Here is a 24,836-nt window from a genome sequence, read left to right as displayed (position 1 = left end):
CGCAGCCGACGCACGGCCGACGGCGGGGACGTGCCAGTCACCGGCCGGTCACTGCTGACGGAGATCCTTCACCCGGCGGAGCTTGCCCAGCGAGCGCTCCAATGTCTCCGGGTCGACGATCGTCACCTCGACGGTGACACCCACGCCGTCCTTGACACCCTGGGCGATCTCCTTCGCGGCCGCCTCCCGCCGCTCGCTCCCGACCCCGGGGCGCGCCTCGACACGGACGGTCATGTGGTCCATCCGGCCGCGCCGGGTCAACTGCACCTGGAAGTGCGGGGCGACGCCGGGCGTGCGCAGCACGATCTCCTCGATCTGGCTGGGGAAGACGTTCACACCGCGCAGAATGATCATGTCGTCGGAGCGACCGGTGATCTTCTCGATGCGGCGGAAGGCGGGCCGGGCGGTGCCGGGCAGCAGCCGGGACAGGTCGCGGGTCCGGTAGCGGATGATCGGCAGGGCCTCCTTGGTGAGGGAGGTGAAGACCACCTCGCCCTCCTCGCCCTCGGCCAGCACGGCGCCGGTGAACGGATCGACCACCTCGGGGTAGAAGTGGTCCTCCCACACATGCAGCCCGTCCTTGGTCTCGACGCACTCCTGCGCCACCCCCGGGCCGATCACCTCGGACAGGCCGTAGATGTCGACCGCGTGGATGTCCATGCGCTCCTCGATCTCCCGGCGCATCGCCTCCGTCCACGGCTCGGCCCCGAAGATGCCCACCTGGAGGGAGGTCGTACGCGGGTCGACGCCCTGCCTCTCGAACTCGTCGAGCAGGGTGAGCATGTAGGACGGGGTGACCATGATGATCTCGGGCTCGAAGTCCTGGATGATCTGCACCTGGCGGGCCGTCATACCGCCGGAGGCCGGGATCACCGTACAGCCGGCGCGCTCGGCGCCGTAGTGCGCGCCCAGGCCGCCGGTGAACAGGCCGTACCCGTAGGAGATGTGCACCTTGTGGCCCGCGCGGCCGCCGGCCGCGCGGATCGAGCGGGCGATCATGTCGGCCCACATGGAGAGGTCGTTCTCGGTGTATCCGACGACCGTGGGGCGGCCCGTGGTGCCGCTGGAGGCGTGGATGCGCCGTACGTCCGCCATCGGGACGGCGAACATGCCGAAGGGGTAGGTCTCCCGCAGATCCGCCTTGGTGGTGAAGGGGAACCGGGACAGGTCCGCCAGGGAGCGGCAGTCGTCGGGCTTGACCCCGGCCTCGTCGAACTTCTTGCGGTACAGCTCCACGTTGTCGTACGCGTGCCGCAACGTCGCCCGCAGACGGTCGAGTTGAAGCTCCCTCAGCTGCTCGCGGGTGAGGCGCTCGCCCTCGTCCAGCAGATCCTGGGGAAGCGGCTCTCCCAGGCGGGCCGGGCGGGGGTCCGCGGCCGCGCCTGCCGTCGCTGCGGTGTTCATCGCGACTCCTTCGTCGTCGTGCCTCTGATGCTGCGGCTGCGTCCGCGGAACTCCAGGATCACCTCGTCGCCGCGCAGCACGCTCACGTCGTAGATGCCGCTGCGGCCGAACCGGGTGCGCTCCCGCGCCGTGGCCACCAGGACATCACCCTCGTACGCCGGGGCGATGAAGTCGACGTCGGCTCCGGCCGCGACGGTCACGGGTCCGTGGCTGTTGCAGGCGCAGGCGAAGGCGGTGTCGGCGAGCAGGAACAGATAGCCGCCGTGGGCGATCTTGTGTCCGTTCACCATCGTCGGCGTCACGGTCATCCGGAGCGTGGCGGCCCCTTCGCCCTGATCGAGAAGCTCGATGCCCAGCGCCCGGGACGCCTCGTCCGCGGCGAACATCGCCTCGGTGGGCGTCCCCTCGGCCGATGTCGTTCCTGTGGCCCGTGTCACCGGTTTTCACCACCTTGTGTCCCGACCGAACATTCGGTTAGCGTTCGGCACGGCCTAGTAATCCAGCATCACCACTGCCTGTCAAGAGGTGGAACGCATGCCCCAGAACCGCCCCGAGCGCCCGGACTTCTTCGCCCGGCACCGCGCCCTGCTGGAGCAGGCGGTCGCCGCCACCGCGCACCGCGGCCACTGGACCCCGTATCCGGAGTCGCCCAGCAAATCGCTGTACGGGGAGGACGCGGCGAAGGCCGGGGAAGCCGCCTTCCACGAGCGGCTGGGCGGTCACTTCGAGCTGACCGGCCACCCGGCGAGCGGCACGGTGCCGGCCACCGAGACCTCCCCGTACGGCTTCCCGCTCGGTGTCACCTACCCCCGTCTCACGCCGGACGAGGCCGTGGCCGCCGCGAAGGCCGCCACCGGTTCCTGGCGTGCCGCGGGCCCCGACACCCGGGCCGGTGTGGCGGCGGAGATCCTGGCCCGGCTCAACGCCGCGAGTTTCGAGATCGCGCACGCCGTGCAGCACACCACCGGCCAGGCCTTCGTGATGGCGTTCCAGGCGGGCGGACCGCACGCTCAGGACCGCGGTCTGGAAGCGGTGGCGTACGCCTGGGCGGAGCAGAAGCGCCATCCGGGAGCGGCCCGCTGGAGCAAACCGCAGCGCAAGGGCGGCCCGCTGGTGATGGAGAAGAAGTTCACGCCGGTCGGACGCGGGGTGGCGCTGCTGATCGCCTGCAACACCTTCCCGACCTGGAACGGCTACCCCGGCCTGTTCGCCAGCCTGGTCACCGGCAACCCCGTCGTCGTCAAGCCGCACCCGGGCGCCGTCCTGCCCCTGGCGATCACCGTGCGGATCGCACGCGAGGTGCTGGCCGAGGCCGGCTTCGATCCGAACCTGGTGATCCTGGCGGCGGAGAGCGCCGAGGAGCGTACGGCTTCGATGTACGCCCTCCACCCGGACGTACGGATCATCGACTTCACCGGCTCCACCGCCTTCGGCGACTGGCTGGAGACCCAGGCCCGCCAAGCCGCCGTGTACACGGAGAAGGCGGGCCTGAACACCGTCGTCCTGGATTCGACGGACGACTACCGCGGGCTGCTGGGCAATCTGGCCTTCTCGCTGTCCCTCTACAGCGGCCAGATGTGCACCACTCCGCAGAACCTCCTCGTCCCCCGCGAGGGCTTCGCCACCGACCAGGGCGTGAAGAGCGCCGACGAGTTCGCCGCCGACCTCGGCACGGCGCTCGACAAGCTGCTCGGCGACCCCGCCCGGGCGGCCGGCACGCTCGGCGCGATCGTCAACGACGCGGTGCGCGAGCGGTTGGCACAAGCGGCCGGGCTCGGCCGTACGGTGCGGGCGTCCGCGCCGGTCGAGCACCCGGAGCACCCCGAGGCGGTCGTCCGTACGCCGCTGGTCGCCCTGCTGGACGCGGACGCCGACCGGGAGACCTACACCCGCGAGTGGTTCGGGCCGATCTCCTTCGTGATCGGCACCGACTCCACCGAGCACAGCCTGCGGATCTTCCGGGAGACCGTGCGCGCGCACGGCGCACTGACCGCAGCCGTCCACTCCACCGACGAGGACGTGCTGGCAGCCGCCGAGCTGGCGGCCCTCGACGTGGGCGTGCACCTGTCGGAGAACCTCACCGGCGGCGTCTTCGTCAACCAGTCCGCCGCCTTCAGCGACTTCCACGGCAGCGCCGCCAACCCGGCGGCCAGCGCCACCCTCTCCGACCCCGCCTTCGTCACCGGCCGCTTCGCCACGCTGCAGTCGCGCCGGCCCGCCACCGCCGAGGAACACACCGAGGAGTCCGCACATGCCTGATGAGGTCTTTCTGGTCGACGGCGCCCGCACCCCGCAGGGCCGGTACGGCGGCGCGCTGGCCTCCGTACGGCCGGACGACCTGGCGGCCCTGGTCGTCGGCGAGGCGGTGCGGCGCAGTGGGATACCGGGCGAGGCCGTGGACGAGGTGATCCTCGGTGCGGCCAACCAGGCCGGTGAGGACAACCGTGACGTGGCCCGTATGGCCGTGCTGCTCGCCGGTCTCCCGCACACCGTGCCCGGTTACACCGTCAACCGACTGTGCGCGTCCGGGCTGACGGCGGTCGCGAGCGCGGCCCAGGCGATCCGGTCCGGTGAGGCCGACCTGGTCGTCGCGGGCGGTGTGGAGTCGATGACCCGCGCGCCCTGGGTGATGGCCAAGCCCGGCACCCCGTGGGCCAAGCCGGGCGAGGTGCACGACACCTCGTTGGGCTGGCGCTTCACCAACCCGCGCTTCACGGCCGCCGACCGGTCCGTCACCGCCGACGCGGGCCCCGAGACGGCGAAGGTGACCCTGTCGATGGGGGAGACCGCCGAGGAGGTCGCCGCGCTCGACGGCATCACCCGTGCCGACTCCGACGCCTTCGCACTGCGCAGCCACCAGCGGGCGGTGGCCGCGCAGGAGGCCGGCCGCTTCGACCGCGAGATCGTGCCGGTCCGGGTGAAGGACGGGGAGGTCACCCGCGACGAGGGCCCACGCCCGGGTACGACCCTGGAGAAGCTCGGCACCCTGCGGACCATCTTCCGCCCCGACGGCATCGTCACCGCCGGTTCCTCCTCGCCGCTGTCCGACGGCGCCGCCGCGCTGGTGGTGGCGAGCGCCGCGGCCGTCGAACGGTACGGGCTCACCCCTCGCGCCCGGATCATCACCTCCGCCTCGGCCGGCGTACAGCCCAACCTGATGGGTCTCGGCCCCGTCCCCGCCACCGAGAAGGCCCTCGCCCGGGCCGGCCTGGAGAGCGGCGACCTGGACGCGGTCGAGCTGAACGAGGCCTTCGCCGCGCAGGCACTCGCGGTGATACGGCGGTTGAAGCTCGACGAGGAGAGGGTCAACGCCGACGGCGGTGCCATCGCGCTCGGCCATCCCCTCGGCTGCTCCGGCGCCCGCATCCTGCTCACGCTGCTCGGCCGGCTGGAGCGCGCGGACGCCCGCCGGGGTCTGGCCGCCCTGTGCGTGGGTGTCGGCCAGGGCGTCGCGATGCTCGTGGAGCGCGTATGAGCGGCGTGTACGAGACGCTGGTGGTCGAGGAGCGCGACGACCGGGTCGTCGTCACCCTGCACCGCCCCGAGGCCCGCAACGCCATCAGCGGGCTGATGATCCGAGAACTGCACGCTGTCTGCGACCTGCTGGAACGTGACCCGAAGTTCCTCTTGCTGACCGGGCACGGCGGGGTCTTCGCGGGCGGCGCCGACATCGCCGAGCTGCTGCGACGCGGCCGCGACGATGCCTTGCGGGGCATCAACAGCCGTCTGTTCGAGCGGGTGCGCAGACTGCCCATGCCGACCGTCGCCGCGGTCGACGGCTGGGCGCTGGGCGGTGGGCGGTGGCGCCGAACTGTCGTACGCCTGCGATCTGCGCATCGCGGGACCGGACGCGGTGTTCGGCAACCCCGAGCCGGGCCTGGGCATCCTCGCCGCGGCGGGGGCCTGCTGGCGGCTGCCCGAGCTGGTCGGCGAGTCGGTGGCCAAGCAGGTGCTGCTCGCCGGACGGAACCTGGACGCGCGGGCGGCGCTGGCGGCCGGGCTGGTCATCGATGTCGTACCGGCCGACAGGCTCCTCGACGAGGCGCACGCGCTGCTGGACCGGATGGCCCGCTCCTCGGCCGCGGCCCTGCGCCTGACCAAGCTCGTGGTCGACTCGCCGGGCGCCCATCCGATCGCCGACGACCTGGCGCAGGCCGTGCTGTTCGAGGGAGCGGACAAGCGGGAGCGGATGACCCGCTTCCTGGAGAAGAGGAGCAGGGCATGAACACCGCCACGGCAGACACCGCCTCCGCACCCTCCGTCGTGGGCGTGATCGGCGGCGGCCGGATGGGCGCCGGCATCGCCCAGTCGTTCGCGGCCGCGGGCTCGTCCGTGACCGTCGTGGAGAGCGGCGAGCAGGCCGCGGCCGCCGCGCTGGACCGGGTCGCCACCGGGCTGAAGCGGGCCGCCGAGCGCGGCAGGCTCGGCTCGCCCGCCGAGGAGGTGCTCGGCCGGGTCTTTGTCGTGGGCTCGGTCGACGAGCTGCCGCCGACGTCCGATCTCGTCGTCGAGGCCGTCCCCGAGGACGCGTCGCTCAAGGCCCGGCTGCTCGCCGCCGCCGAGCGGGTCCTGAGTCCGGCGACCGTCCTGGCCAGCAACACCAGCTCCCTGTCGGTCACCGACCTCGCGTCGGCCCTCTCCCGCCCCGGGCGCTTCCTCGGCATGCACTTCTTCAATCCGGTACCGGCCTCCGAGCTGATCGAGATCGTCGTCGCCCCGGAGACCGAGGACGAGACCGTGCGGCTGGCGCTCGCCTGGACGCACGCCCTCGGCAAGAAGGACGTCGTCGTCAAGGACTCCCCCGGGTTCGCCAGCAGCCGCCTCGGCGTGGCGCTGGGCCTCGAGGCGATCCGCATGGTCGAGGAGGGGGTCGCCGAACCGGCGGCCATCGACGACGCCATGAGCCTCGGCTACAAGCACCCCATGGGCCCGCTGCGCCTGACCGACCTGGTCGGACTCGACGTACGTCTCGCCATCGCCGAACACCTGCACGCCACGCTCGGGGAGCGCTTCGCGCCGCCGCGGCTGCTGCGTGACAAGGTCGCGCGCGGCGAGCTGGGTCGGAAGACGGGGCAGGGTTTCTACGCCTGGCCCTGAACGGCCCCGGCCGAACGAAAGTCTTGCCGGGCCGGAAGAAAACCGTCACACTGGAACCGAACGAATGGTCGGTAGGGAAGCTGGTATCGATGACCACGACACACTCCGCCGCCGCGGGCGCCGACGGCGTCGGGCCGGCGGCCGAAGAGCGGCTCCAGGAACACTTCGACGCGACCGTCGCCCGCGACCAGCGGGTCGAGCCGCGCGACTGGATGCCGGACGGCTACCGCAAGACGCTGATCCGGCAGATCGCGCAGCACGCGCACTCGGAGATCATCGGCATGCAGCCGGAGGGCGAGTGGATCACCCGCGCTCCGTCACTGCGCCGCAAGGCCATCCTGTTCGCCAAGGTCCAGGACGAGGCCGGGCACGGGCTGTATCTGTACTCGGCGGCCGAGACCCTGGGCGCGGACCGCGCCGATCTCACCGAGCGGCTGATCGAGGGCCGGCAGAAGTACTCGTCGATCTTCAACTACCCCACCCTGAGCTTCGCCGACGTCGGCGTGATCGGCTGGTTCGTCGATGGCGCGGCGATCTGCAATCAGGTGCCGCTGTGCAGGAGTTCGTACGGTCCGTACGCGCGAGCCATGGTGCGGATCTGCAAGGAGGAGTCGTTCCACCAGCGCCAGGGGTACGAGCTGCTGCTGACGATGATGCGCGGCACCGACGGCCAGCGGGCGATGGTGCAGGACGCGGTGGACCGCTGGTGGTGGCCGTCGCTGATGATGTTCGGCCCGCCCGACGACAACTCGCCCAACTCGGCCCAGTCCATGGCCTGGAAGATCAAGCGGCACAGCAACGACGAACTGCGCCGGCGCTTCGTGGACATGACCGTGCCGCAGGCCGAGAAGCTGGGCGTCGTCCTGCCCGACCCCGAGCTGCGCTGGAACGAGGAGCGCGGACACCACGACTTCGGCACCCCGGACTGGGACGAGCTGATGCGCGTCATCAAGGGCGACGGACCGTGCAACGCCGAGCGGATCTCCCGGCGGCGGACGGCCCACGAGGAGGGCGCCTGGGTCCGCGAGGCGGCCACCGCCCACGCGGCCAAGCAGAGTGAGCGAGCCCGGAAGGAAACGGCGGCATGAGCGACACCGACGGCAAGAAGGACGGCTGGCCGCTGTACGAGGTGTTCGTACGGGGCAAGCGCGGACTGAACCACGTACACGTCGGCTCGCTGCACGCCGCCGACGACACGATGGCCCTGACCCACGCGCGTGACCTGTACACCCGTCGCAACGAGGGCGTCAGCATCTGGGTGGTGCGCTCGGAGCACATCGCCGCCTCCACCCGCGACGAGAAGGACCCCTTCTTCGCGCCGAGCGCCGACAAGGTCTACCGCCACCCGACGTTCTACGACATCCCCGACGACGTCCCGCACATCTGAGGAGCAGGGCATGAGTGACGACCACGTCTACCTGACCCTCGCCGAGGGACACGAGGACGACACCCGCTGGGCGTACGGCACCGGCTTCGAGGACCCCCTGCACGGGGTCGACACCACCGTGCCGGACGGGCTCGACGCCGCGGAGCTGGCGGCCTCCTGCGTCGCGCTCGCCGACGACGCGCTCGTGTGCGCCCAGCGGCTGGCCGAGTGGACCACCCGCGCCCCCGAACTGGAGGAGGAGGTGGCGCTCGCCAACATCGGCCTCGACCTGCTCGGCCAGGCCCGTCTGCTCTACGCCCGGGCCGGCCAGGTCGACGGCACGGGCCGCGACGAGGACGCGTACGCCTACTTCCGCGACGCCGACGACTTCCGCAACGTACGCCTGGCCGAACTCCCGAACGGCGACTTCGCGTTCTCCGTCGTGCGGCTCCTGGCGCTGTCCAGCTGGCGGCTCGCGCACTTCGAACAGCTCGCCTCGCACCCCGACCCGGTGCTCGCCGCCATCGCCGCGAAGGGCGTCAAGGAACTGACCTACCACCGCCAGTACGCGGCCGAGTGGGCGGTGCGGCTCGGCGACGGCACGGCGGAGTCCCACCGCAGGATGCGTGCGGCCCTGGAGCAGGTCGCCCCGTACCTGGGCGAGTTGTTCACGGCCCACGACGTACGGGACGAGGTCGTCGCCGTGCTGCGTCAGGTCACCGAGGCGGGCGGGCTGCCCATGCCCGCGTACCGGCCGCTGCCCGGCTCCGGACGCGCGGGCGAGCACACCGAGCATCTGGCACCGCTGCTGACCGAGTTGCAGAGCGTGGCCCGCGCCCACCCGGAGGCGACATGGTGACCGTACTGACCGACGTGCGACGGGCCCGGCACATCGCCGAACAGGTGCCCGACCCGGAAATGCCCATGCTCACCCTCGCCGACCTGGGCGTGCTGCGCGAGGTGTCGCTCGGCCCCGACGGCACGGTCGTCGCGAGCCTCACGCCGACCTACTCGGGCTGCCCGGCGATGGCGGAGATGCGCGCCGACGTGGCCGCACGGCTTACCGCCGCCGGGTACGAGCGCGTCGAGATCCGTACCGTCCTCGACCCGCCGTGGACCAGCGACTGGATCACCCCGGCGGGCCACCGCAAGCTCGCCGCACACGGAATCGCCCCGCCCGGCGCCGCACCGCGGCGCCCGGCCGGTCCGGTGCCGCTCGTGCTGACCTCCCGGCGGACCGCCGTACCCTGCCCGCGCTGCGGCTCGGCGGACACGGAGGAGACCTCCCGCTTCGCCGCCACGTCCTGCAAGGCGCTCTGGCGCTGCCGCGCCTGCCTGGAACCGTTCGAGTACGTCAAGGAGATCTGATGGACGACCTGTTGGAGTCGGCCGCCCCCGCCCCGGCGGTACGCCCGCGTACCCGCCGTCGGCCGGCCTTCCACTCCCTGCGGGTCGCCGCCGTGCACCCCCTGTGCGAGGACGCGGCCGCGGTCAGCTTCGACATCCCCGCGGAGCTGGCCGAGGAGTTCGCCTTCGCCCCCGGGCAGTCGCTCACCCTGCGGCGCGAGGTCGACGGCCGTGACGAGCGCCGCTCGTACTCCATCTGCTCTCCGGCCGGATCCGTGCCGCGCATCGGGGTGCGGGTGGTGCCGGGCGGCCTGTTCTCCGCGTGGCTGGTGCGGGAGGTACGCCCCGGTGACACGGTCGAGGTCATGGCCCCGACCGGCGCCTTCACACCCGACCTCACCGCCCCTGGCCACCACGTGCTGATCGCTGCGGGCTCCGGCATCACCCCCATGCTCTCCATCGCCGAGTCGGTCCTGGCCGCGGACTCGCGCTCCACCGTCACCCTCTTCTACGGCAACCGGCGCACCGACACCGTGATGTTCGCCGACGAGCTGGCCGATCTGAAGGACCTCTACCCGGCCCGCTTCCAGCTCGCCCACGTCCTCTCCCGCGAACCGCGCGAGGCCGAGGTGCTCTCCGGCCGACTGGACGCCGCGCGGCTGTCGGCGCTGGTCGACTCGCTGGTCGACGTGACGGGCGCGGACCACTGGTGGCTGTGCGGCCCGCACGGCATGGTCCGCGATGCCCAGCAGGTGCTGGCCGGACTCGGCGTGCCGGGCGACCGGGTGCACCAGGAGCTGTTCTACGCCGACGACGAGCCCGTGCGGGAGGTGCACCACCAGGACACGGCGACCGAGGGCCCGGTCAGCGAGGTCACCATCACGCTCGACGGCCGGTCCACGACCTCCGCCCTGCCCCGAGGTCGGAGCATCCTCGATGGCGCCCAGAAGACCCGTCCCGACCTGCCCTTCGCCTGCAAGGGCGGTGTGTGCGGCACCTGCCGGGCGCTGGTCACCGACGGCAAGGCCGACATGCGCCGAAACTTCGCCCTCGAACCCGCCGAGGTCGACGCGGGCTACGTCCTCACGTGTCAGTCGTTCCCGGTCACGGAGACGCTCGCCGTCGACTACGACAGCTGACGCGGTCGGTCGAACATCGCCCCCACCGGGAATGGTTGCGGCAGCTCGGCGTGACATCCGTCACGCCGACTTCCGCTGTCAACGTGGTGCGGTAGTACATGACACCTGGGCGATATAGGCAGACTTGCCACCCGGAAACAGACATACGGCACGCATGCACCTTTGACATACGCCAAAGGTGTTTTCACCTCACCGTCCGCCGGGCACACGGGGCCTCCTGACGCAGCGTCAGACGTTGTCGCACTCCGGTCAGCCGGGTCAGCACACCCGTGAGTCCGATTCAAGGGCGTTCGAGCTCTACGAGGCCTGGTAGTAGTGGGGGGTCATTGCCGCGCACTCACTCAGGTTTTAACAATGTCGGCCCCAGACGGCGTCACCACAGCTCAGGCACAGTGTCCGTGCCGAGCCGGCCAAACCGGTGGCGCCCCCGCGACGACTGAGCGAGGCCGCATGAGCAAGCACCGCAGGAAGACGCGCCACCGGCAGATAACCATCGCTGCCGTCGTGCTCAGCGCGCTGGCGATACCCACTGCCGCCATGGCATGCATGAACGACCAGAGCGCCGGGGACCCCGGATCAAGCGGTCAGCGGCAGGGCTCGAAGAACGGGCGGAACTGGCAGAACGCGTCCCTGCAGGAGCGGTGGAAGGGCGGCGGCTGGACCCCGCGCACCCACAAGCCGACCTCGCAGGCCACCACCGCGCCTGCCACACCTGCAGCACCCGCCTCGACGGAACCCGCCGCACCCGAGGCACCCACCTCGACGGAACCCGCGACACCCGCCTCCACGGAACCCGCCACACCAGAGGCGCCCACCTCAACCGAACCCGCCACACCAGAGGCCACCGCGTCCCCGAGCACCACGACCACGGCAGCCCCGGCGTCCGCCGCCGTGGCCAGCGTCCTGGCCCTGGTCAACAGCGAGCGCGGCAAGGTCGGTTGTTCCGCCCTGACCCTGAACGAGAAGCTGTCGAAGGCCGCCCAGGATCACAGCGCGGACATGGCCGCCCACCAGAACATGTCGCACACGGGCTCCGACGGTTCGGATCCGGGGCAACGGATCACGGCTGCCGGCTACAGCTGGAGCGCGTACGGCGAGAACGTCGCGTACGGGTACTCCACCCCCGAGCAGGTCATGGCGGGCTGGATGTCCAGCCCCGGCCACAAGCGCAACATCCTCGACTGCGGTTTCAAGGAGATCGGCGTCGGGCTCGCGCAGCCCGGCAGTTACTGGACGCAGGACTTCGGCACGGCCCGCTGACCGACGCCTCGCGGCGGCCTTCGTCAGCATCCTCCATTCCGGCCGCACTGTGCGAAGGAGCCGAGCGGGACACCCGGGGCCGCCGCTACGCCGGTCCGCTCGACGACCCGGCTTCGGCTGCCCCGGGACGGGACGGAGCCGGGGCAGCCGTCGCGACCGGCGTCGGACCCCAGGTCGGAGACGACCGGGGCGGGAACGGGCGGATCGGCGACCACCGGGGCGGCGACGGGCGGGTCGGCAACCACCGGATCGGCGACCACCCTTGCCGGAACGGCCGGCTTGTGGAGCAGGAGCAGCGCCGCGTCGTCGTGCAGTCGGCCGCCCACATGCGCCAGCAGTTCGTCGTGGAGCGCGGTGAGGGTGCGCGCCGGCTCGTCGCACCAGTGGCGCGCCAGTCCCTCGGCGAGCGGATAGAACTCACGGCGGTGGTTGCGGGCCTCGGTGACCCCGTCGGTGTAGAGCAGCAGCTGATCCCCGTCGGCGAAGGGCAGCACCTGGAGGCTGGGAGTCTCACCCGTGAGAGCGCGCAGGCCGAGCGGCGGGGCCGGATGGGTGGGATCCACCGGCACGACGCTTCCGGATGCGCGTACCAGCAGCGGAGGCGCGTGCCCGCAGTTCACCACCTCCAGATACCCCGTCTGCGGGTATCCGGCCACCACGGCGGTGACGAAGTCGTCGCAGCCGAGGTTGCGCGCCAGGCTCCGCTCGATCCTGGCGACGACGGCGAGGAGATCGGGCTCGTCGTAGGCGGCCTCGCGGAAGACACCCAGTACGAGGGCTGCGGTGCTCACGGCCGGCAGGCCCTTGCCGCGCACATCGCCGACGATCATCCTGACCCCGTACGGAGTGGACAGGAGTGCGTAGAGATCGCCGCCGATACGGGCCTCCGCCGCCGCGGCGCTGTAGCGGACGGCCACCTGGAACGGGCCGACTGTCGCCGGTACCGGCCTGAGAAGCGCGTGCTGGGCGGCCTCCGCGACCGAGCGGACGGCCGCGAGCACCCGTTCACGACGCCCTCGCAGCGCGCCGGACAGACCACTCGCGAGAGTGACGGCCGCCAGCGCGGACAGCACGGCGACCAGTTCGCGGCCCGGGACACCGTCCCGGGCTCCGACCACCGCGCCCAGCACCACGGCGAGGAGACCGACACAGAAGACTCCGCGCGGTCCGCTGGTGGTGGCGGCCAGCGCCGGCCCGGCCGCGAGCAGTGGCAGCCAGATCATCCCCGCTCCGCCGCAGAGGTCGACGAGCACGACGGCGAGAACGATCAGCACGGGCAGTACGGGGGTACCGGAGGCCACGTGTGCGGCGGCGCGTGTCCGCGCCGAAGCCCCGGGACCGGCCACTCGGTTCCTCAACGGCCCTATCGGCCAGTGGTCGCCACCATGGTCTCGGGCCTGAGTCATGTTTCGTCCGCAGTCCTCACTGTGCGCCGCACGCACTCCGGAAATGTCCGTTTCATCCAGGAAACGGGTTCAGCTCGGACGCGACAAGGACAGGGATTTCAGATAGTGAGCGAGAGGCTCCTGGTCACGCGGTTCGCGGTCGGGATCAGCCGCTCCACGACCTCCTCCAGCCGGGAGACCCGGCTGGCGGGCAGCGACACACCCAGCGCGCCGAGCGTGTCCCCGCTGTACACCGGCACCGCGACACACACCGTGCCCAGCGCGTACTCCTCCAGATCCATGACCCCTGGAGCCACCGGCGAGGAGTCCAGCCGTCGCAACAGCTCCACAGGACTCGTGATCGTCCGCGGCGTGAGATCCCACAGCGGATGCCGCGACAGATACTCCCGGCGCGACTCGTCGTCCAGCTCCCGCAGCACACACTTGCCCAGCGCCGTCGCGTGCCCCGCGTCCTCGCACCCGACCCACAGATCCACCCGCGGCGCCCGCGGACCGTCGACGATCTCCGTGACCCGTATCTCACCCTCCTCGTAGAAGGTCAGATACGCGGCCGTCGCCAGCTCGTCCCGCAACGCGGCCAGCACGGGACGCACTCGCCCCAGCAACGCCTGTCCACGCCCCGTGCTGTGCAGGGACTGCACCTTGTCCCCCAACACGAACCCGCCGTCGTCCAGTTTCCGCAGGTACCCGTCGTGCACCATCGTCCGCAGCAGGTGATACGCCGTCGCCAGGGGCAGGCCCGTCTCCCGCGCCAGCTGCTTCGCCGGCACACCGTTCTCGTGCGCGCCGACCGCCTCCAGCAGACGAAACGCCCGCTGCACCGACGTGATGAGCGTGGGGCCCTCCTGACCACCCATACGACCAGCCTGCTCCGGACACACCGCACGGGCAAGGCGTGCACCACCCCGGATGTGCGCCACCCCGCACGACCGCGCGCACCGATCCGGCGTACGGTCGGCGCGCCCTGGCTTGAGGGCGCAACGGCGTCGCGGGAGGCTGGAGAAGGACGCCCGTGATGTACGCCTGGCTCCCCAGGCGCCCCTCGGGCCTCCACCGAAGCGAGGACGAGGGTAAGCGCCCATGGACAGCGAGCACGTCGCATCCGCAGGAACGGCGCCGTGGCCGGTACCGGAGGACTCCGCGGCCGTCATCGACGCCCGTGGGGCGGTCGTCGTGTGGAGTGCCGGAGCCAGGCAGCTGCTGGGATACGAAGCCGACGAGATCGTGGGCCGCCCCGCCACCGACCTGCTCGCCGCCGACCTGCCCGCCTCCGCGCGGCGCCATATCGCCGACGGACGCCAGTGGGCCACCGAGGTGGCACTGCGGCACCGGGAGGGGGGCCGTGTCGTGGTGCGGCTGCGGGGAGCGCCGCTGGTGGACGCGGCGCGCAGGAGGCTCTGGCTCGTGACCGGTGCGACGCTGACGAACCCTGCCGGACCGTCCGACCCGAATGCGGCCGCGATGTGGGACTGCACGCTGGCACAGCTCCCGCTGCCGGTGGCCGTCTACGACCGCGAGGCGCGGCTCGTCGCCGCCAACCAGGCCATGACGCAGGTGATGGGCAGGACCGAGGAGGAGATGCGGGGTCTGACTCTGTGGGGTATCGAGCCGAGCTGGCCCTTCGACGAGTACGACCGCCTCCAACGGGAGGTGCTGCGCACCGGCGAGGTGATCTTCCATGAGCAGCACGGCCAGGCTCCGGGCGAGACCCGGGAGCATGCGTGGTCGATGTTCCTGTCGCCGCTGAAGGACGAGACCGGCGCGGTGCAAGGGATGTCGGCGGCCGTGCTCGACACCACCGAGCAGTACTGGGCCCGCCGCCGCCTGGCCGTGCTCAACGACGCCAGCCTCCGTATCGGCAGCGCGCTGGACGTGACCCGGACCGCCGAGGAGCTGGCCGAGGTGGCCGTGACCGGGTTCGCGGACTTCGTCACCGTGGATCTGCTGGAATCCGTGGCGCAGGGTGAGGAGCCCCAGTCGGTACCGCCCGGCGAACCGGTCACGGTCCGCCGCGCCGCGCAGCGATCGGTACTGGAGGGCTGCCCGGAGTCGGTGGTCCCCCCGGGCGGCACATCTGTCTACCCGGCGGATTCACTACCGGTGCTGACGCTGGTCGACGGCCGGGGCACCCGGCATCGGTCGGACGATCCGGCGCTGCGGGCGTGGGTCGAATCCTCCCCGGCCCGCGCCCAGACCGTGGGCAAGTACCTGATCCACTCGGTGATGATGGTCCCGCTGCGGGCCCGGGGAGTGACCCTGGGCATGGTGCACTTCCTGCGGCACCGGACGCCGGAGTCCTTCGGGCAGGACGACCTGCTGCTCGCCGAGGAGATCGTGACCAGGGCGGCGGTGAGCGTGGACAACGCCCGCCGTTACACACGTGAACGCCGCACGGCGCTGGCGCTCCAGCGCAGTCTGCTGCCCGAGCGGTCCCCTGCGCTCACCGCGGTGGAGGTCGCCTACCGCTACCTCCCGGCCAGTTCGGGAGCGGAGGTCGGAGGGGACTGGTTCGACGCGATCCAGCTGTCCGGCGCGCGGGTCGCCCTGGTCGTGGGCGACGTGGTGGGCCATGGCATCCAGGCCTCGGCCACGATGGGGCGCCTGCGGACCGCCGTACGGACTCTCGCGGACGTCGATCTCGCCCCCGACGAGTTGCTCACCCAGCTCGACGACCTCGTCATCAGGCTCGACCGGGAGGAGGGACCCGAGGCGCGCGGGCGGACGGGGGAGACATCGGGAGAGATCGGGGCCACCTGTCTGTACGCGGTGTACGACCCGGCGTCCCGCCGCTGCACCCTGGCCCGCGCCGGGCATCCGCCGCCCGCCCTGGTCACGACGGACGGCACCGTGCGGTTCCTGGACCTGCCCGCGGGACCGCCGCTCGGCCTCGGCGGCCTGCCGTACGAGTCCACGGAGGTGGAGCTCGCCGAGGGCAGCCTGCTCGCCCTCTACACCGACGGCCTGGTCGAGGCCGCCGACCGCGACATCGACGTCGGGCTCGGGCTGCTGCGCCGGGCGCTCGGCAGCCCGGCCGACACCCTGGAGGAGACCTGCGACCAGGTACTGAACACCGTGCTGACCGGCCGTCCCGCCGACGACACCGTCCTGCTCCTGGCCCGTACCTCCGCGCTCGACTCCCAGCAGGTGCGGACCTGGCAGTTGCCGCGGGACCCCGCCGCTGTCGCCGGAGCCCGCAAGGTGGCGGGCGAACAGCTGGCCACCTGGGGGCTGGAGGAAACGGCGTTCGCCACCGAGCTGATCGTCAGCGAGCTGGTCACCAACGCCATCCGGTACGGCGACGCGCCGATCCAGCTACGGCTCATCCGCGACTCCACGCTGATCTGCGAGGTCTCGGACGGCAGTGGCACCGCCCCGCACATGCGCCGAGCCCGCGTCTTCGACGAGGGCGGGCGCGGGTTGCTGCTGGTCGCCCAGGTCTCCGAGCGCTGGGGCAGTCGCCAGACCCCCACCGGCAAGACCATCTGGGCCGAACAGCCGCTGCCCGCGTGACACCGGGACGACCCCGCGCCGGCACCGGCCGTGGTGGTTGTGGCCGGTGTGTCCGTTGTGGCCGGTGTGGTGGCTGTGCCTGTTGTGGCGGGATCACGGCATCGGTCACGCGTCGGGCGGGCGCTGCCGCGCGGAGTTCACGAGCCGGTCGGCGAGCGCGACGACGAGGTCCCGGAGCTCGTCCGGTCGCTCGATCACGAAAGGCCGATCGAGCGACGCGAGCACCGGAGGCAGCCAGTCGAGCCGTTCCACCCGCAGTCGGACGCGCAACCAGCGCTCGGTCTCGCCGTCCGCGCGGCCTGCCTCCGACGGCTCCTCGACGATCGCGACGCTTGCCGGAAGCCGGGCGCGGATCTGCTCGACCGTCCCCTGGATCCGCAGGATCACTTCGTGCCGGTACGGAGCCTCGGCGAATCCCGACAGGACGCGCTGCGCCGGATCGAGCCCCGAGGGCCGCTCGAAGGAGCCGGGCAGGGTCCTCACCTCCGCGACGCGGTCGAGCCGGAACGTCCGGTCCTCACCGGTCTCGGGCTCCACACCCGTCACGTACCAGCGGCCCGAGTGGACGACGAGACCGTACGGGTGCACCGTGCGGGCGCTGCGCCGGCCGTCTCCGGCGGTGTACCTGATCGAGACCGGCCGGCGATGGCGGACCGCGTCGGCGATCGGGAGCAGGACCGCGCTCTCCGGTGCGGCCGTCTCGTCGGGCGCGGTGGTGAAGGCGAGGGAGTCGAGCACCGCGTCGAGCCGTCGGGTGAGGCGCTTGGGCAGGACCCGCCGGATCTTGGCCGTGGCCGTCTCGTTGGCGGTACCCGTGGCCGTCGGCGGTCCGGCTCGGCGACCGGCGATCAGGCCGAGCAGCACGGCGAGCGCTTCGTCGTCGCCGAGCATCAGCGGAGGCATGCGGTGGCCGGGGGCGAGCCGGTACCCGCCGTAGCGGCCGCGCACCGATTCGACGGGCACGTCGAGGTCGATCAGGTGGTCCACATACCGCCGCACGGTGCGTTCGTCGATCTCGAGCCGGTCGGCGAGTTCGGCCGCCGTCCGGATGCCGCCCGACTGCAGGAGCTCCAGCAGGGTGAGCACGCGAGCTGTGGGCCGGGTCATGCTCAGAAGTATCCCCTCGATACCGGGCGGAATCTGTCCGCTATCCCTCCTAGCCTCTTGTTCGGGGAAAGGCCCGGCGCAGCCCAGGGCAACCGAACCCAGCGCATCCGAACCCAGCCAACCGAACCGAACCGACCGGGAGATCATCACCGTGGACTTCTTCTCGATCCGCGTCATCACGGGCGACGTCGCGCGCCTCGTCGACTTCTACGAGCGCGCGACGGGCCTGCGGGCGAGTTGGTCCAACGAGGACTTCGCCGAGCTCAGGACGGCATCCGCCACTCTCGCGATCGCCGGCACCCGTACCGTCCCGCTGTTCGCGCCCGACGCCGCCCGTCCGTCCGACAACCGTTCCGTGATCATCGAATTCCTCGTCGACGACGTGGACGGTGTGTACGAGAACCTGACCGGCTTCGTGGCGGACTTCGTCAACAAGCCCACCACCATGCCGTGGGGCAACCGTTCGCTGCTGTTGCGCGACCCCGACGGCAACCTCGTCAACTTCTTCACTCCGGTCAGCCCGGACGCCATCAAGAAGTTCGCCCGCTGACGACGCGGACGCGGCAGCTCCGCCTCCACGACGGCACGAGCGGTGCCGGCCGCGGAGGCGGAGTCGTCGGGCTGCCTTACGCCACGATGGTGATCCCTCGTGCCGTTGTCATGAGCGGCGTGCGCGGCGGGACGCGTACACCGCCCCGGCGCCGAGGGCGACCACCAGGGCGGCGCCGCCCGCGATGGTGCCGACCGGTGCGCTCGCACCCGTCTCCGCCAGCGGGGGCCCGCTGTCGCTGGGCGACGGTTTGGGGGTGGCCGGCGGCGTCGACTCCAGCGGGGGCACGTCCGGCGTCGTGTGAGGCGGGGTGGAGGGCTTGGGGCTGGTCGGAGGCGGGGTCGTCTCCGACGCGGGAGGCTGTCCGCCCGCGGGGGTCGAGGGCGTCACCGGCGTGGCCGGAGTGCTCGGGGTCGACTCCGACGGTGTCGGGGTGGGCGAGTCCGACGAGCCGGGGGCGCACGGCTGTTCGCCACCGTTCCACGCCGCTATGAGGTGGTAGGGGGTGACGACGTTGTCGGGCTCGTAGGGCAGGGGACCGTGCCCCTCCCCCGTCTTGCCGTCGTAGGTGACGTCATCGCCGTACAGGTCGATCTGGCCGTAGCAGTCCGGCGACTTCACGCTCAGCTTCTGCCAGGTCCGCTTCGCGTCGTCCGCACCGGCGACGTCGTCGGCGGTGAGATAGACCGTGGCCTTGTCGACCAGGCTCTGGTGTCCGGAGACGTACCAGTTCGGCCCCTCGGTGGTGTATTCGGCGAGGGACACGGGGTACTTGCAGCCTTCCCCGACGGTCTGCCCCGGAGCGAGCCGGACCTGGACGCTCCCGGGGACGGTGTCCCAGAGATGGAACCCGCCCTGCGAGGTCCAGTCCGCGCCCACGACGTTTCCGTCGGCGCCGACGATGCGGTACTGGACCGTGGCGGACTCGCACGCCCCGGCGGTCGTGGCACTCGCCGCCCCCGCCCCGAGCACGGGTACGGTGACGGTGGCGAATGTGGTTGCGGCGAGTACAGCCAGAGTTCTGGAGTGTTGCGAACGCGACAAGATGAGCCTCTGTGAAATCGAGAGTGTGGGAGGTGACTTCGCGCGAGTGACCGACGCGGACGGCGACACGGACGACAGAAGTGGATGAACCAGCGGAGGGACCAACGCACGGATCAACGCGAGAAGCAATGGAAGAACCGGCGGAAGAGATGCCGCCCAAACCACTTGTGTCGCTCCGCTCACTTCAGACGCGGCGAAGCGAGCTGGATTCTTCCAACTTTTAACAACTCCCGTCAATCCTTCACCGGTTCACCACTTCCTCCACGGAACACACTCCACGGCGCCCGACGGTTCGGAGACCGAGCGGCATGCCGTTCCGGCCGTGACGCGCGCGTCTCAGCCGCACGTCAGACGCCTCGCCAAGCACGCCGCCCTCCTCGATGCCCGGTCGGGCCATCACCAACGGCTCAGGAGGCCAGGTCCCGGTGACGACGCAGCAGTTCGGCTATCGCGCAGCGCGGGCAGCCGGCATCCGCATCGACGTCCAACTCCGAGTCCGGCTCCAACTCCGGCCCCTTGGCTCCGTCGGCGACACCGGAAAACGCGAGAGGGCCCCCGGAAGGTTCCGTGGGCCCTCACTCGTGTGTCGGGTCATGTCAGTTGGGGACGGCGACCGACCGGCTCGCGGTGGCCGTCACCGGCTTGGGATTCAGCAACCGCTCGGCCAACTCGCCGAAGACCAGGCCGAATCCGCCCCACAGGACGGTCTGGATGGCCAGCGCGGAGAGACGGAACCGCCACAGCAGGGTGGCGGGGAAGTCCTTCGGCACCTCATTGATGACCGGCAGGAAGGCATACGCCAGACCGATCACGACGGCGAAGGCGGCCACCGCGGAGACGGTGGCGTACCAGGTGCCGAGCCTGGGTGCCAGCCGTTTGCCCAGGATGGTGGCGGCGATCGCGAGGAGCACGCTGAGCAGCATCATCAGGAAGTACAGCGTGGTCCGCTTGCCGATGGTGTCGGCGTTGCCGACCGACGGCGGGTTGGCCGGGTACTTCAGGAAGGGCACGACGTACACGGCCAGCAGCGCGCAGCCGGACAGCAGCAGTGCGGTCGCCCGCGGGCCGAACCGGCCGACGCGACCGAGCGCGAAACAGAACGCGAGCGCCGCGATGCCGCCGAAGGCGACGCCGTAGAGCAGGACGCCGGTGGCGAGACCGGCGGTGGACTGCAAGGAGCGGGAGACGACTTCCATCTCGTGCTCGTGGGAGTGCGCTTCCTCGAAGCTGATCGCGCTGTCGACGTTCGGCTCGCCGAGGAAGTAGGCGGCGAGCAGGGCGAGCAGGCCGGCACCGAGGCCGGCGAGCATGCCCCGCACGAGAAGGTTTCTTACCGTTGCGGAGTTCATGACGGTGCTGGGGTTCCCCTCGGTCAGTGGCAGGGGAAACCGAGCAGGTGGCGGGCGTCGTGCACCCACTCGTGGACGTCCTCACCGGAGACGACGGCGGTGGCGCCCTGTTCGGCGCCGACGAAGTACAGCAGGACGAGCATCAGAATGCCGAAGAAGACCGCCCACGGAGCTATCGCCTTGAGCGGCAGCTTGGCGGGAACGACGGGGGTGGTGGCTGTCGGCTGGGCGACGGTCTGCGCCATGGCAGGACCTCCTCGGGAGTTCGCGTCCCATCTCGGTGGTGCACTGGACGACGGCTACGGGTCTGACTCACAAGAGGTCCCAGCGGGTTGGAGCTTCTCGTTCACAGTGGCGCGACCGTGCCGGTTTCCCACCGGCTTCCGTCTTGCCGTCGTCGATATCGCACCGACCGTACCGCGTGTCGGGTACGGGGCCAAGACCGCGCCACGTGGGGTGATCTTCCTCTCGCGCCGGGTGGCCGATCCCGTGTGCACAGCGGGTCGACGGTGACGGAACTCGGCCGGCCGCCAGGACCTGTCCGGCGGAGTCGTCTCCTCCGCGGGAGGCTGTCCGCCCGCGGGGGCCGCGAGCGTCACCGACCGCGCGAAGGCTCGGAGCGGGTTTCAGTCGACGACCGGCACGGACGGAGCACCTGGTGGCATGTTGAACGGCGTGACCACCTGGATCGCCGAGGGCAGCGACGGGCCGTCGTCGGGCAGCGCCTTGTGGGCGCGCATGATGATCTGGCAGGCGCGGCGCATGTCCTGGCGCAGGTCATGGTGGAGGACCGCGGACAGGCGGCCCTCGCGCAGCAGGCGGGTGTTGTCGTGGTCGAGGTCGTGGGCGATGAACACCGCGCACTCCCGCCCGAGTACGTCGAAGGCGCCGAGGGTGGCGAGGTTGCCCCCGCCCGCGGAGTAGACGGCGATGATGTCCTCGTCCCGCTCGAGCGCCTCCAGGACGAGATCGTGCTGGGTGGCGTCCAGGCCGTCGCTGTCGGTGACCTCCACCAGGGATCGCCTGGGGTCGGCGAGGCGCATCGCGCCACGGAAGCCCATCTCGCGTTCCTCCTCGCCTCGAAAGGAGCCCCGGCTGATGGTGGTGAGCACGTTGCCGGGCCGTTTGCCCAGCCACTGTCCGAGGAGGTAGGCGGCGGTGGCGCCGGCCGCGCGGTTGTCGATGCCGACGTACGCCAGGCGCGCGCTGTGGGGCAGGTCGGTCACCAGGGTGACGACGGGGATGCCGGCCGCGGCCAGCCGGGCGACCGCAGCCGCGATCTCCGGTTCGTCGGGGGCCTTGAGGATCACACCCCGCGTACCGCGCTTCGCGATCTTGTCCAGGGTTCCGATCAGTTCGGCGGGAGGGCAAGTCTCGCGGAAGTGGAAGCGCGAGCGCACGAGTGCGGGATGCAGGGAGGGCAGTTCGGCTTCGAGTGCGTCCCGTACCGCGGTGGAGAACCGCTCCGGGGTCTGCATCACGATGTCGATCATGAAGGTGCGGCCCCCGAGCCGGACCTGGCTCTGCTGGCGGTCCAGGTCCTTGATGGCTTCGTGCACCTCCCTGATGGTGCTCTCCGTCACGTTGCCCCGCTGGTTGAGGACGCGGTCGACCGTGGCCGTGCCCAGTCCGGCCTGCCGGGCGATTTCCCTGATCGGGTAGCGGTGTCGCATGACTGACCCCAAAGGCCGTTGATGGATTTTTGATGCACCGATAAGCATTGAATGATGGGTTCGGGTTCTCAAGACTGGCAGAAATGCACGGACTGCGAAAGGACTCGGATGTCTCCCGTAACCGCAGGAGCGCGCACTTGGTTGACCGAGGCGGACTGCGATCTCGACGTGTTCCGCTCACTCGTGGAGCAGCGCACCGACCCCGCCGACCACCCCTCGGCCGAGCGGGTCGAACAGAACGTCCCGCTCTACGACAGCGATCGGCTCCGCTCTCTGGCGAGCTCCCCGGAGGGTCGTCGGAGCGTGCAGGACGAGTTGGTCCGGGCCCTGTCGGACGGGCCCGGCATCGTGGTCCTCAAGGGCGCCTTCCCGGACGCGGCCGTCGTGGACCGGGCATCGGACGCCTTCCGCACGCTGATCGAGGAGGAGCGCGCGAGCGGCACGGCCCGCGGCGACCACTTCGCCAAGCCCGGCGCCAACGACCGCGTCTGGAACGCCTTGGACAAGGTGGCCGTACGGGCGCCCGAGGTGTTCGCCGACTACTACGCCAACGACGTTCTGGAGCTGATCGCCGAGGCCTGGCTGGGTCCCGCCTACCAGGTCACCTCACAGGTCAACGTGGTCAACCCGGGCGGCGCGGCGCAGAACGTCCACCGCGACTACCACCTCGGCTTCCTCTCCCAGGAGCGGGCGGCGGCCTATCCCGCGCACGTCCACCGGCTCTCTCCGGTCCTGACCCTGCAGGGCGCGGTGGCCCACTGCGACATGCCCGTCGAGTCCGGCCCCACCCTCTACCTTCCGCACTCGCAGAAGTTCGAGCCCGGCTATCTCGCCTGGCGACTCCCGCGGTTCGTCGAGTACTTCGACGCCCACCACGTCCAACTCCCCCTGGAAAAGGGCGACGCGGTCTTCTTCAACCCGGCGCTCTTCCACGCCGCCGGGCACAACCGTTCGACCGACATCAGGCGCATGGCCAATCTGTTGCAGATCTCCTCCGCCTTCGGCCGCGCCATGGAGACGGTGGACCGCCAGGCGATGGCGAACGCGCTGTTCCCGGTGCTGCTGAGCCGCAAGTCCGAGGGCGTCTCGGAGGACTGGCTGCGCCGCGTGATCGCGGCCACCGCCGAGGGCTACCCCTTCCCCACCGACCTCGACCTCGACCCGCCGGTGGACGGTCTCGCCCCGCCCTCCCAGGCGGACACCGTCTGGCAGGCCGTCACCGAGGACTGGGACCCCGAGCGGCTGCGCCAGGAACTGCGGGCGGCCGCCAAGCGCCGCCGGAGCTGAAAAGGACACAGCGCTCATGGGACTGCTCGAGGACAGGGTCGTCCTCGTCAACGGCGGCATCCAGGGCGTCGGCCCGGGCTTGTGCGGGCCTGAAATTTGTCAGCGGCCATTTCTGTTTCCTGGATTCCTCATGTTCGGAAAAGACGCCGGCACGCAACGAATGGCAGTGCCAAGAACAGGCGACAAGAACAGACAGCAAGTCGCCTCGGCGTTCTTGGACGCCCCGCACGTGCCGGTCAATCCCTCAGAAGACATCAAGGACCCATCAGGCCCGCATACGGCTACGCGACCGCGCGCAGCACCGCGCGCAGATGTTCGGCGCTGGCCCACACATCCTCGACCGGCCCCTTCGCCTTGGGCTCCTCGGTCAGGATGGTGTCCTGTTCCAGGACGTACCAGCCGTCGTAGCCGCGTGCGCTGAGGTGGGTGACGATGGCCTGGACGTCCACGTCTCCCGCGCCCAACGGGCGGTACATGCCCTTGCGCACGGCCTCGGTGTAACTGAGCTGTCCGGACTGGACCTTGGCGGCGAGGGAGGCGTCCACGTCCTTCATGTGGGTGTGGGCGATACGCTCGGGCGCCTGGCGGGTGAGCTCGGCCGGGTCGGTGCCTCCGATGAGCAGGTGCCCGGTGTCGAGGCAGAGCGAGATCGCCGAGTGCTCCAGGACGCGTCGGACCTCGTCGCCGTTCTCGATCATCGTGCCGACATGCGGGTGCAGGACGGCGCGTACGCCGCGTTCGGCAGCCAGCGAGGCCAGCCGGTCGAGGTTGGACAGCAGCAGCTTCCAGCCGTCGGCGTCGAGCTCGGGGCGCGAGTCGTAGCCGTCCTGGCCGGTGACGGCCGACAGGACGAGAACCTCGGCCTTCGAAGCGGCGTAGCTCTCCAGGAGCTGTTCGGCCTCGGGCAACGGGTCGTGTCCGGGCACGTGCAGCAGCAGCGGGGTGAAGCCGCCGACCGCGTGGAGGTCGTGGTCGGCGAGGACCTGGGCCATGGCGTCCGGCTCCCCGGGCAGGAAGCCTTCGGGGCCGATCTCGGTGGCGGCCAGGCCGACTTCGCGCATCTCGTTCAGCACCCGTTCGGGCGTCAACTGGTAGCCCCAGCCGGGTACTTCGCACACGCCCCAGGAGATGGGGGCGCCGGCGATCCTGTTCAGGGGTGAGGTGGTCATGCTGTGGCCTTTCGGTGGTTCCACTCGGGGTTGGCGACCGCGGCTGGTGGGCGGCCCGCGACGCCGCCCGCGACACCGCGGGCGGCGTCGACGAAGGTCAGGGTCATCGCCCGGCACGTCATGCCCAT

Annotated in this window: 21 protein-coding genes, 2 pseudogenes and 1 riboswitch; of the genes and pseudogenes, 13 read left to right on the top strand and 10 right to left on the bottom strand. The window is 71.0% G+C overall.

The annotated features are described in order from the left end of the window. Window positions 1-48: 48 nt before the first annotated feature. Complete coding sequence (gene paaK, locus OG568_RS43365) at window positions 49-1,404, bottom strand: phenylacetate--CoA ligase PaaK (RefSeq protein WP_329535511.1); 1,356 nt, start codon at window positions 1,402-1,404, stop codon at window positions 49-51. Next, complete coding sequence (paaI, locus tag OG568_RS43360) at window positions 1,401-1,790, bottom strand: hydroxyphenylacetyl-CoA thioesterase PaaI (RefSeq protein ID WP_266622170.1); 390 nt, start codon at window positions 1,788-1,790, stop codon at window positions 1,401-1,403. Before paaI ends, paaK begins: the two co-directional genes overlap by 4 nt. A 148-nt stretch (window positions 1,791-1,938) precedes the next feature. Between paaI and paaN the strand changes: the two genes are divergently transcribed. The 10 genes and pseudogenes from paaN to OG568_RS43310 all read left to right on the top strand — a co-directional run bounded on the left by paaN (window position 1,939) and on the right by OG568_RS43310 (window position 11,613). After that, complete coding sequence (gene paaN / locus OG568_RS43355; RefSeq protein WP_329535510.1) at window positions 1,939-3,663, top strand: phenylacetic acid degradation protein PaaN; 1,725 nt, start codon at window positions 1,939-1,941, stop codon at window positions 3,661-3,663. After that, window positions 3,656-4,879 carry a thiolase family protein gene (locus OG568_RS43350; RefSeq protein WP_329535509.1) on the top strand — a complete coding sequence of 408 codons (1,224 nt, stop codon included), beginning with the start codon at window positions 3,656-3,658 and terminating at the stop codon, window positions 4,877-4,879. Before paaN ends, OG568_RS43350 begins: the two co-directional genes overlap by 8 nt. Continuing rightward, window positions 4,876-5,629 (top strand): annotated as a pseudogene (locus OG568_RS43345) (enoyl-CoA hydratase/isomerase family protein). The gene OG568_RS43350 and the pseudogene OG568_RS43345 overlap by 4 nt, the downstream one beginning before the upstream one ends. Next, window positions 5,626-6,501 carry a 3-hydroxyacyl-CoA dehydrogenase family protein gene (locus OG568_RS43340; RefSeq protein ID WP_329535508.1) on the top strand — a complete coding sequence of 292 codons (876 nt, stop codon included), beginning with the start codon at window positions 5,626-5,628 and terminating at the stop codon, window positions 6,499-6,501. Before OG568_RS43345 ends, OG568_RS43340 begins: the two are co-directional and overlap by 4 nt. Before the next feature lie 89 nt (window positions 6,502-6,590). Beyond that, window positions 6,591-7,589, top strand: coding sequence for a 1,2-phenylacetyl-CoA epoxidase subunit PaaA (gene paaA / locus OG568_RS43335; protein ID WP_329535507.1), 999 nt, complete (start codon window positions 6,591-6,593; stop codon window positions 7,587-7,589). Continuing rightward, complete coding sequence (gene paaB / locus OG568_RS43330; RefSeq protein WP_168514190.1) at window positions 7,586-7,888, top strand: 1,2-phenylacetyl-CoA epoxidase subunit PaaB; 303 nt, start codon at window positions 7,586-7,588, stop codon at window positions 7,886-7,888. The genes paaA and paaB overlap by 4 nt, the downstream gene beginning before the upstream one ends. A gap of 10 nt (window positions 7,889-7,898) precedes the next feature. Then, complete coding sequence (gene paaC, locus OG568_RS43325; protein ID WP_266580033.1) at window positions 7,899-8,726, top strand: 1,2-phenylacetyl-CoA epoxidase subunit PaaC; 828 nt, start codon at window positions 7,899-7,901, stop codon at window positions 8,724-8,726. Further along, a complete protein-coding gene (paaD, locus tag OG568_RS43320; protein WP_329535506.1) occupies window positions 8,720-9,235 on the top strand; it encodes a 1,2-phenylacetyl-CoA epoxidase subunit PaaD in 516 nt (171 codons plus the stop codon). Before paaC ends, paaD begins: the two co-directional genes overlap by 7 nt. After that, the gene (paaE, locus tag OG568_RS43315; protein WP_329535505.1) at window positions 9,235-10,353 is read left to right on the top strand and encodes a 1,2-phenylacetyl-CoA epoxidase subunit PaaE; all 1,119 of its coding nucleotides are present in this window, start codon (window positions 9,235-9,237) and stop codon (window positions 10,351-10,353) included. The genes paaD and paaE overlap by 1 nt, the downstream gene beginning before the upstream one ends. A 450-nt stretch (window positions 10,354-10,803) precedes the next feature. After that, window positions 10,804-11,613 carry a CAP domain-containing protein gene (locus tag OG568_RS43310; protein ID WP_329535504.1) on the top strand — a complete coding sequence of 270 codons (810 nt, stop codon included), beginning with the start codon at window positions 10,804-10,806 and terminating at the stop codon, window positions 11,611-11,613. A gap of 272 nt (window positions 11,614-11,885) precedes the next feature. Here the strand turns inward: OG568_RS43310 and OG568_RS43305 are convergent. Beyond that, a pseudogene (locus OG568_RS43305) lies at window positions 11,886-13,019 on the bottom strand (PP2C family protein-serine/threonine phosphatase); the annotation flags it as partial. Window positions 13,020-13,117: 98 nt separating this feature from the next. Beyond that, a complete protein-coding gene (locus OG568_RS43300) occupies window positions 13,118-13,876 on the bottom strand; it encodes an IclR family transcriptional regulator (RefSeq protein ID WP_329535502.1) in 759 nt (252 codons plus the stop codon). Window positions 13,877-14,099: 223 nt separating this feature from the next. Here OG568_RS43300 and OG568_RS43295 point away from each other — a divergent pair, with 223 nt between their 5' ends. Beyond that, window positions 14,100-16,529, top strand: coding sequence for a SpoIIE family protein phosphatase (locus tag OG568_RS43295; RefSeq protein WP_329535501.1), 2,430 nt, complete (start codon window positions 14,100-14,102; stop codon window positions 16,527-16,529). 105 nt (window positions 16,530-16,634) lie between these two features. On the opposite strand, the gene OG568_RS43290 is transcribed toward OG568_RS43295, so the two are convergent. Then, the gene (locus OG568_RS43290; protein ID WP_329535500.1) at window positions 16,635-17,636 is read right to left on the bottom strand and encodes a helix-turn-helix transcriptional regulator; all 1,002 of its coding nucleotides are present in this window, start codon (window positions 17,634-17,636) and stop codon (window positions 16,635-16,637) included. Window positions 17,637-17,787: 151 nt separating this feature from the next. On the opposite strand from OG568_RS43290, the gene OG568_RS43285 reads away from it, so the two are divergent. Continuing rightward, entirely contained in the window at window positions 17,788-18,186 is a 399-nt protein-coding gene (locus OG568_RS43285) for a VOC family protein (RefSeq protein ID WP_266580049.1), read from the top strand. Window positions 18,187-18,294: 108 nt separating this feature from the next. Here OG568_RS43285 and OG568_RS43280 read toward each other — a convergent pair whose 3' ends face one another. The 4 genes from OG568_RS43280 to OG568_RS43265 all read right to left on the bottom strand — a co-directional run bounded on the left by OG568_RS43280 (window position 18,295) and on the right by OG568_RS43265 (window position 22,252). Then, complete coding sequence (locus tag OG568_RS43280; protein WP_329535499.1) at window positions 18,295-19,230, bottom strand: hypothetical protein; 936 nt, start codon at window positions 19,228-19,230, stop codon at window positions 18,295-18,297. Between the two features lie 596 nt (window positions 19,231-19,826). Continuing rightward, the gene (locus tag OG568_RS43275) at window positions 19,827-20,579 is read right to left on the bottom strand and encodes a CbtA family protein (RefSeq protein WP_329535498.1); all 753 of its coding nucleotides are present in this window, start codon (window positions 20,577-20,579) and stop codon (window positions 19,827-19,829) included. A gap of 23 nt (window positions 20,580-20,602) precedes the next feature. Next, window positions 20,603-20,824 (bottom strand): CbtB domain-containing protein, encoded by a 222-nt coding sequence (locus OG568_RS43270; RefSeq protein WP_266417854.1) that lies wholly within the window; start codon window positions 20,822-20,824, stop codon window positions 20,603-20,605. Window positions 20,825-20,859: 35 nt separating this feature from the next. After that, window positions 20,860-21,008: riboswitch (cobalamin riboswitch) on the bottom strand. Between the two features lie 197 nt (window positions 21,009-21,205). Further along, window positions 21,206-22,252 (bottom strand): LacI family DNA-binding transcriptional regulator, encoded by a 1,047-nt coding sequence (locus OG568_RS43265; RefSeq protein ID WP_329535497.1) that lies wholly within the window; start codon window positions 22,250-22,252, stop codon window positions 21,206-21,208. A gap of 108 nt (window positions 22,253-22,360) precedes the next feature. Between OG568_RS43265 and OG568_RS43260 the strand changes: the two genes are divergently transcribed. Next, window positions 22,361-23,539: a phytanoyl-CoA dioxygenase family protein gene (locus OG568_RS43260; protein WP_329535496.1), complete on the top strand. Its 1,179-nt coding sequence runs from the start codon at window positions 22,361-22,363 to the stop codon at window positions 23,537-23,539. Window positions 23,540-23,820: 281 nt separating this feature from the next. Here OG568_RS43260 and OG568_RS43255 read toward each other — a convergent pair whose 3' ends face one another. Beyond that, entirely contained in the window at window positions 23,821-24,708 is an 888-nt protein-coding gene (locus OG568_RS43255) for a sugar phosphate isomerase/epimerase family protein (RefSeq protein WP_329535495.1), read from the bottom strand. Between the last annotated feature and the right edge of the window lie 128 nt (window positions 24,709-24,836).

The sequence above is a fragment of the Streptomyces sp. NBC_01450 genome, assembly GCF_036227505.1.
Lineage (GTDB): Bacteria > Actinomycetota > Actinomycetes > Streptomycetales > Streptomycetaceae > Streptomyces.
Note: the sequence above shows the minus strand (reverse complement) of the source record. Positions and strands in the feature narration are given on the sequence as shown.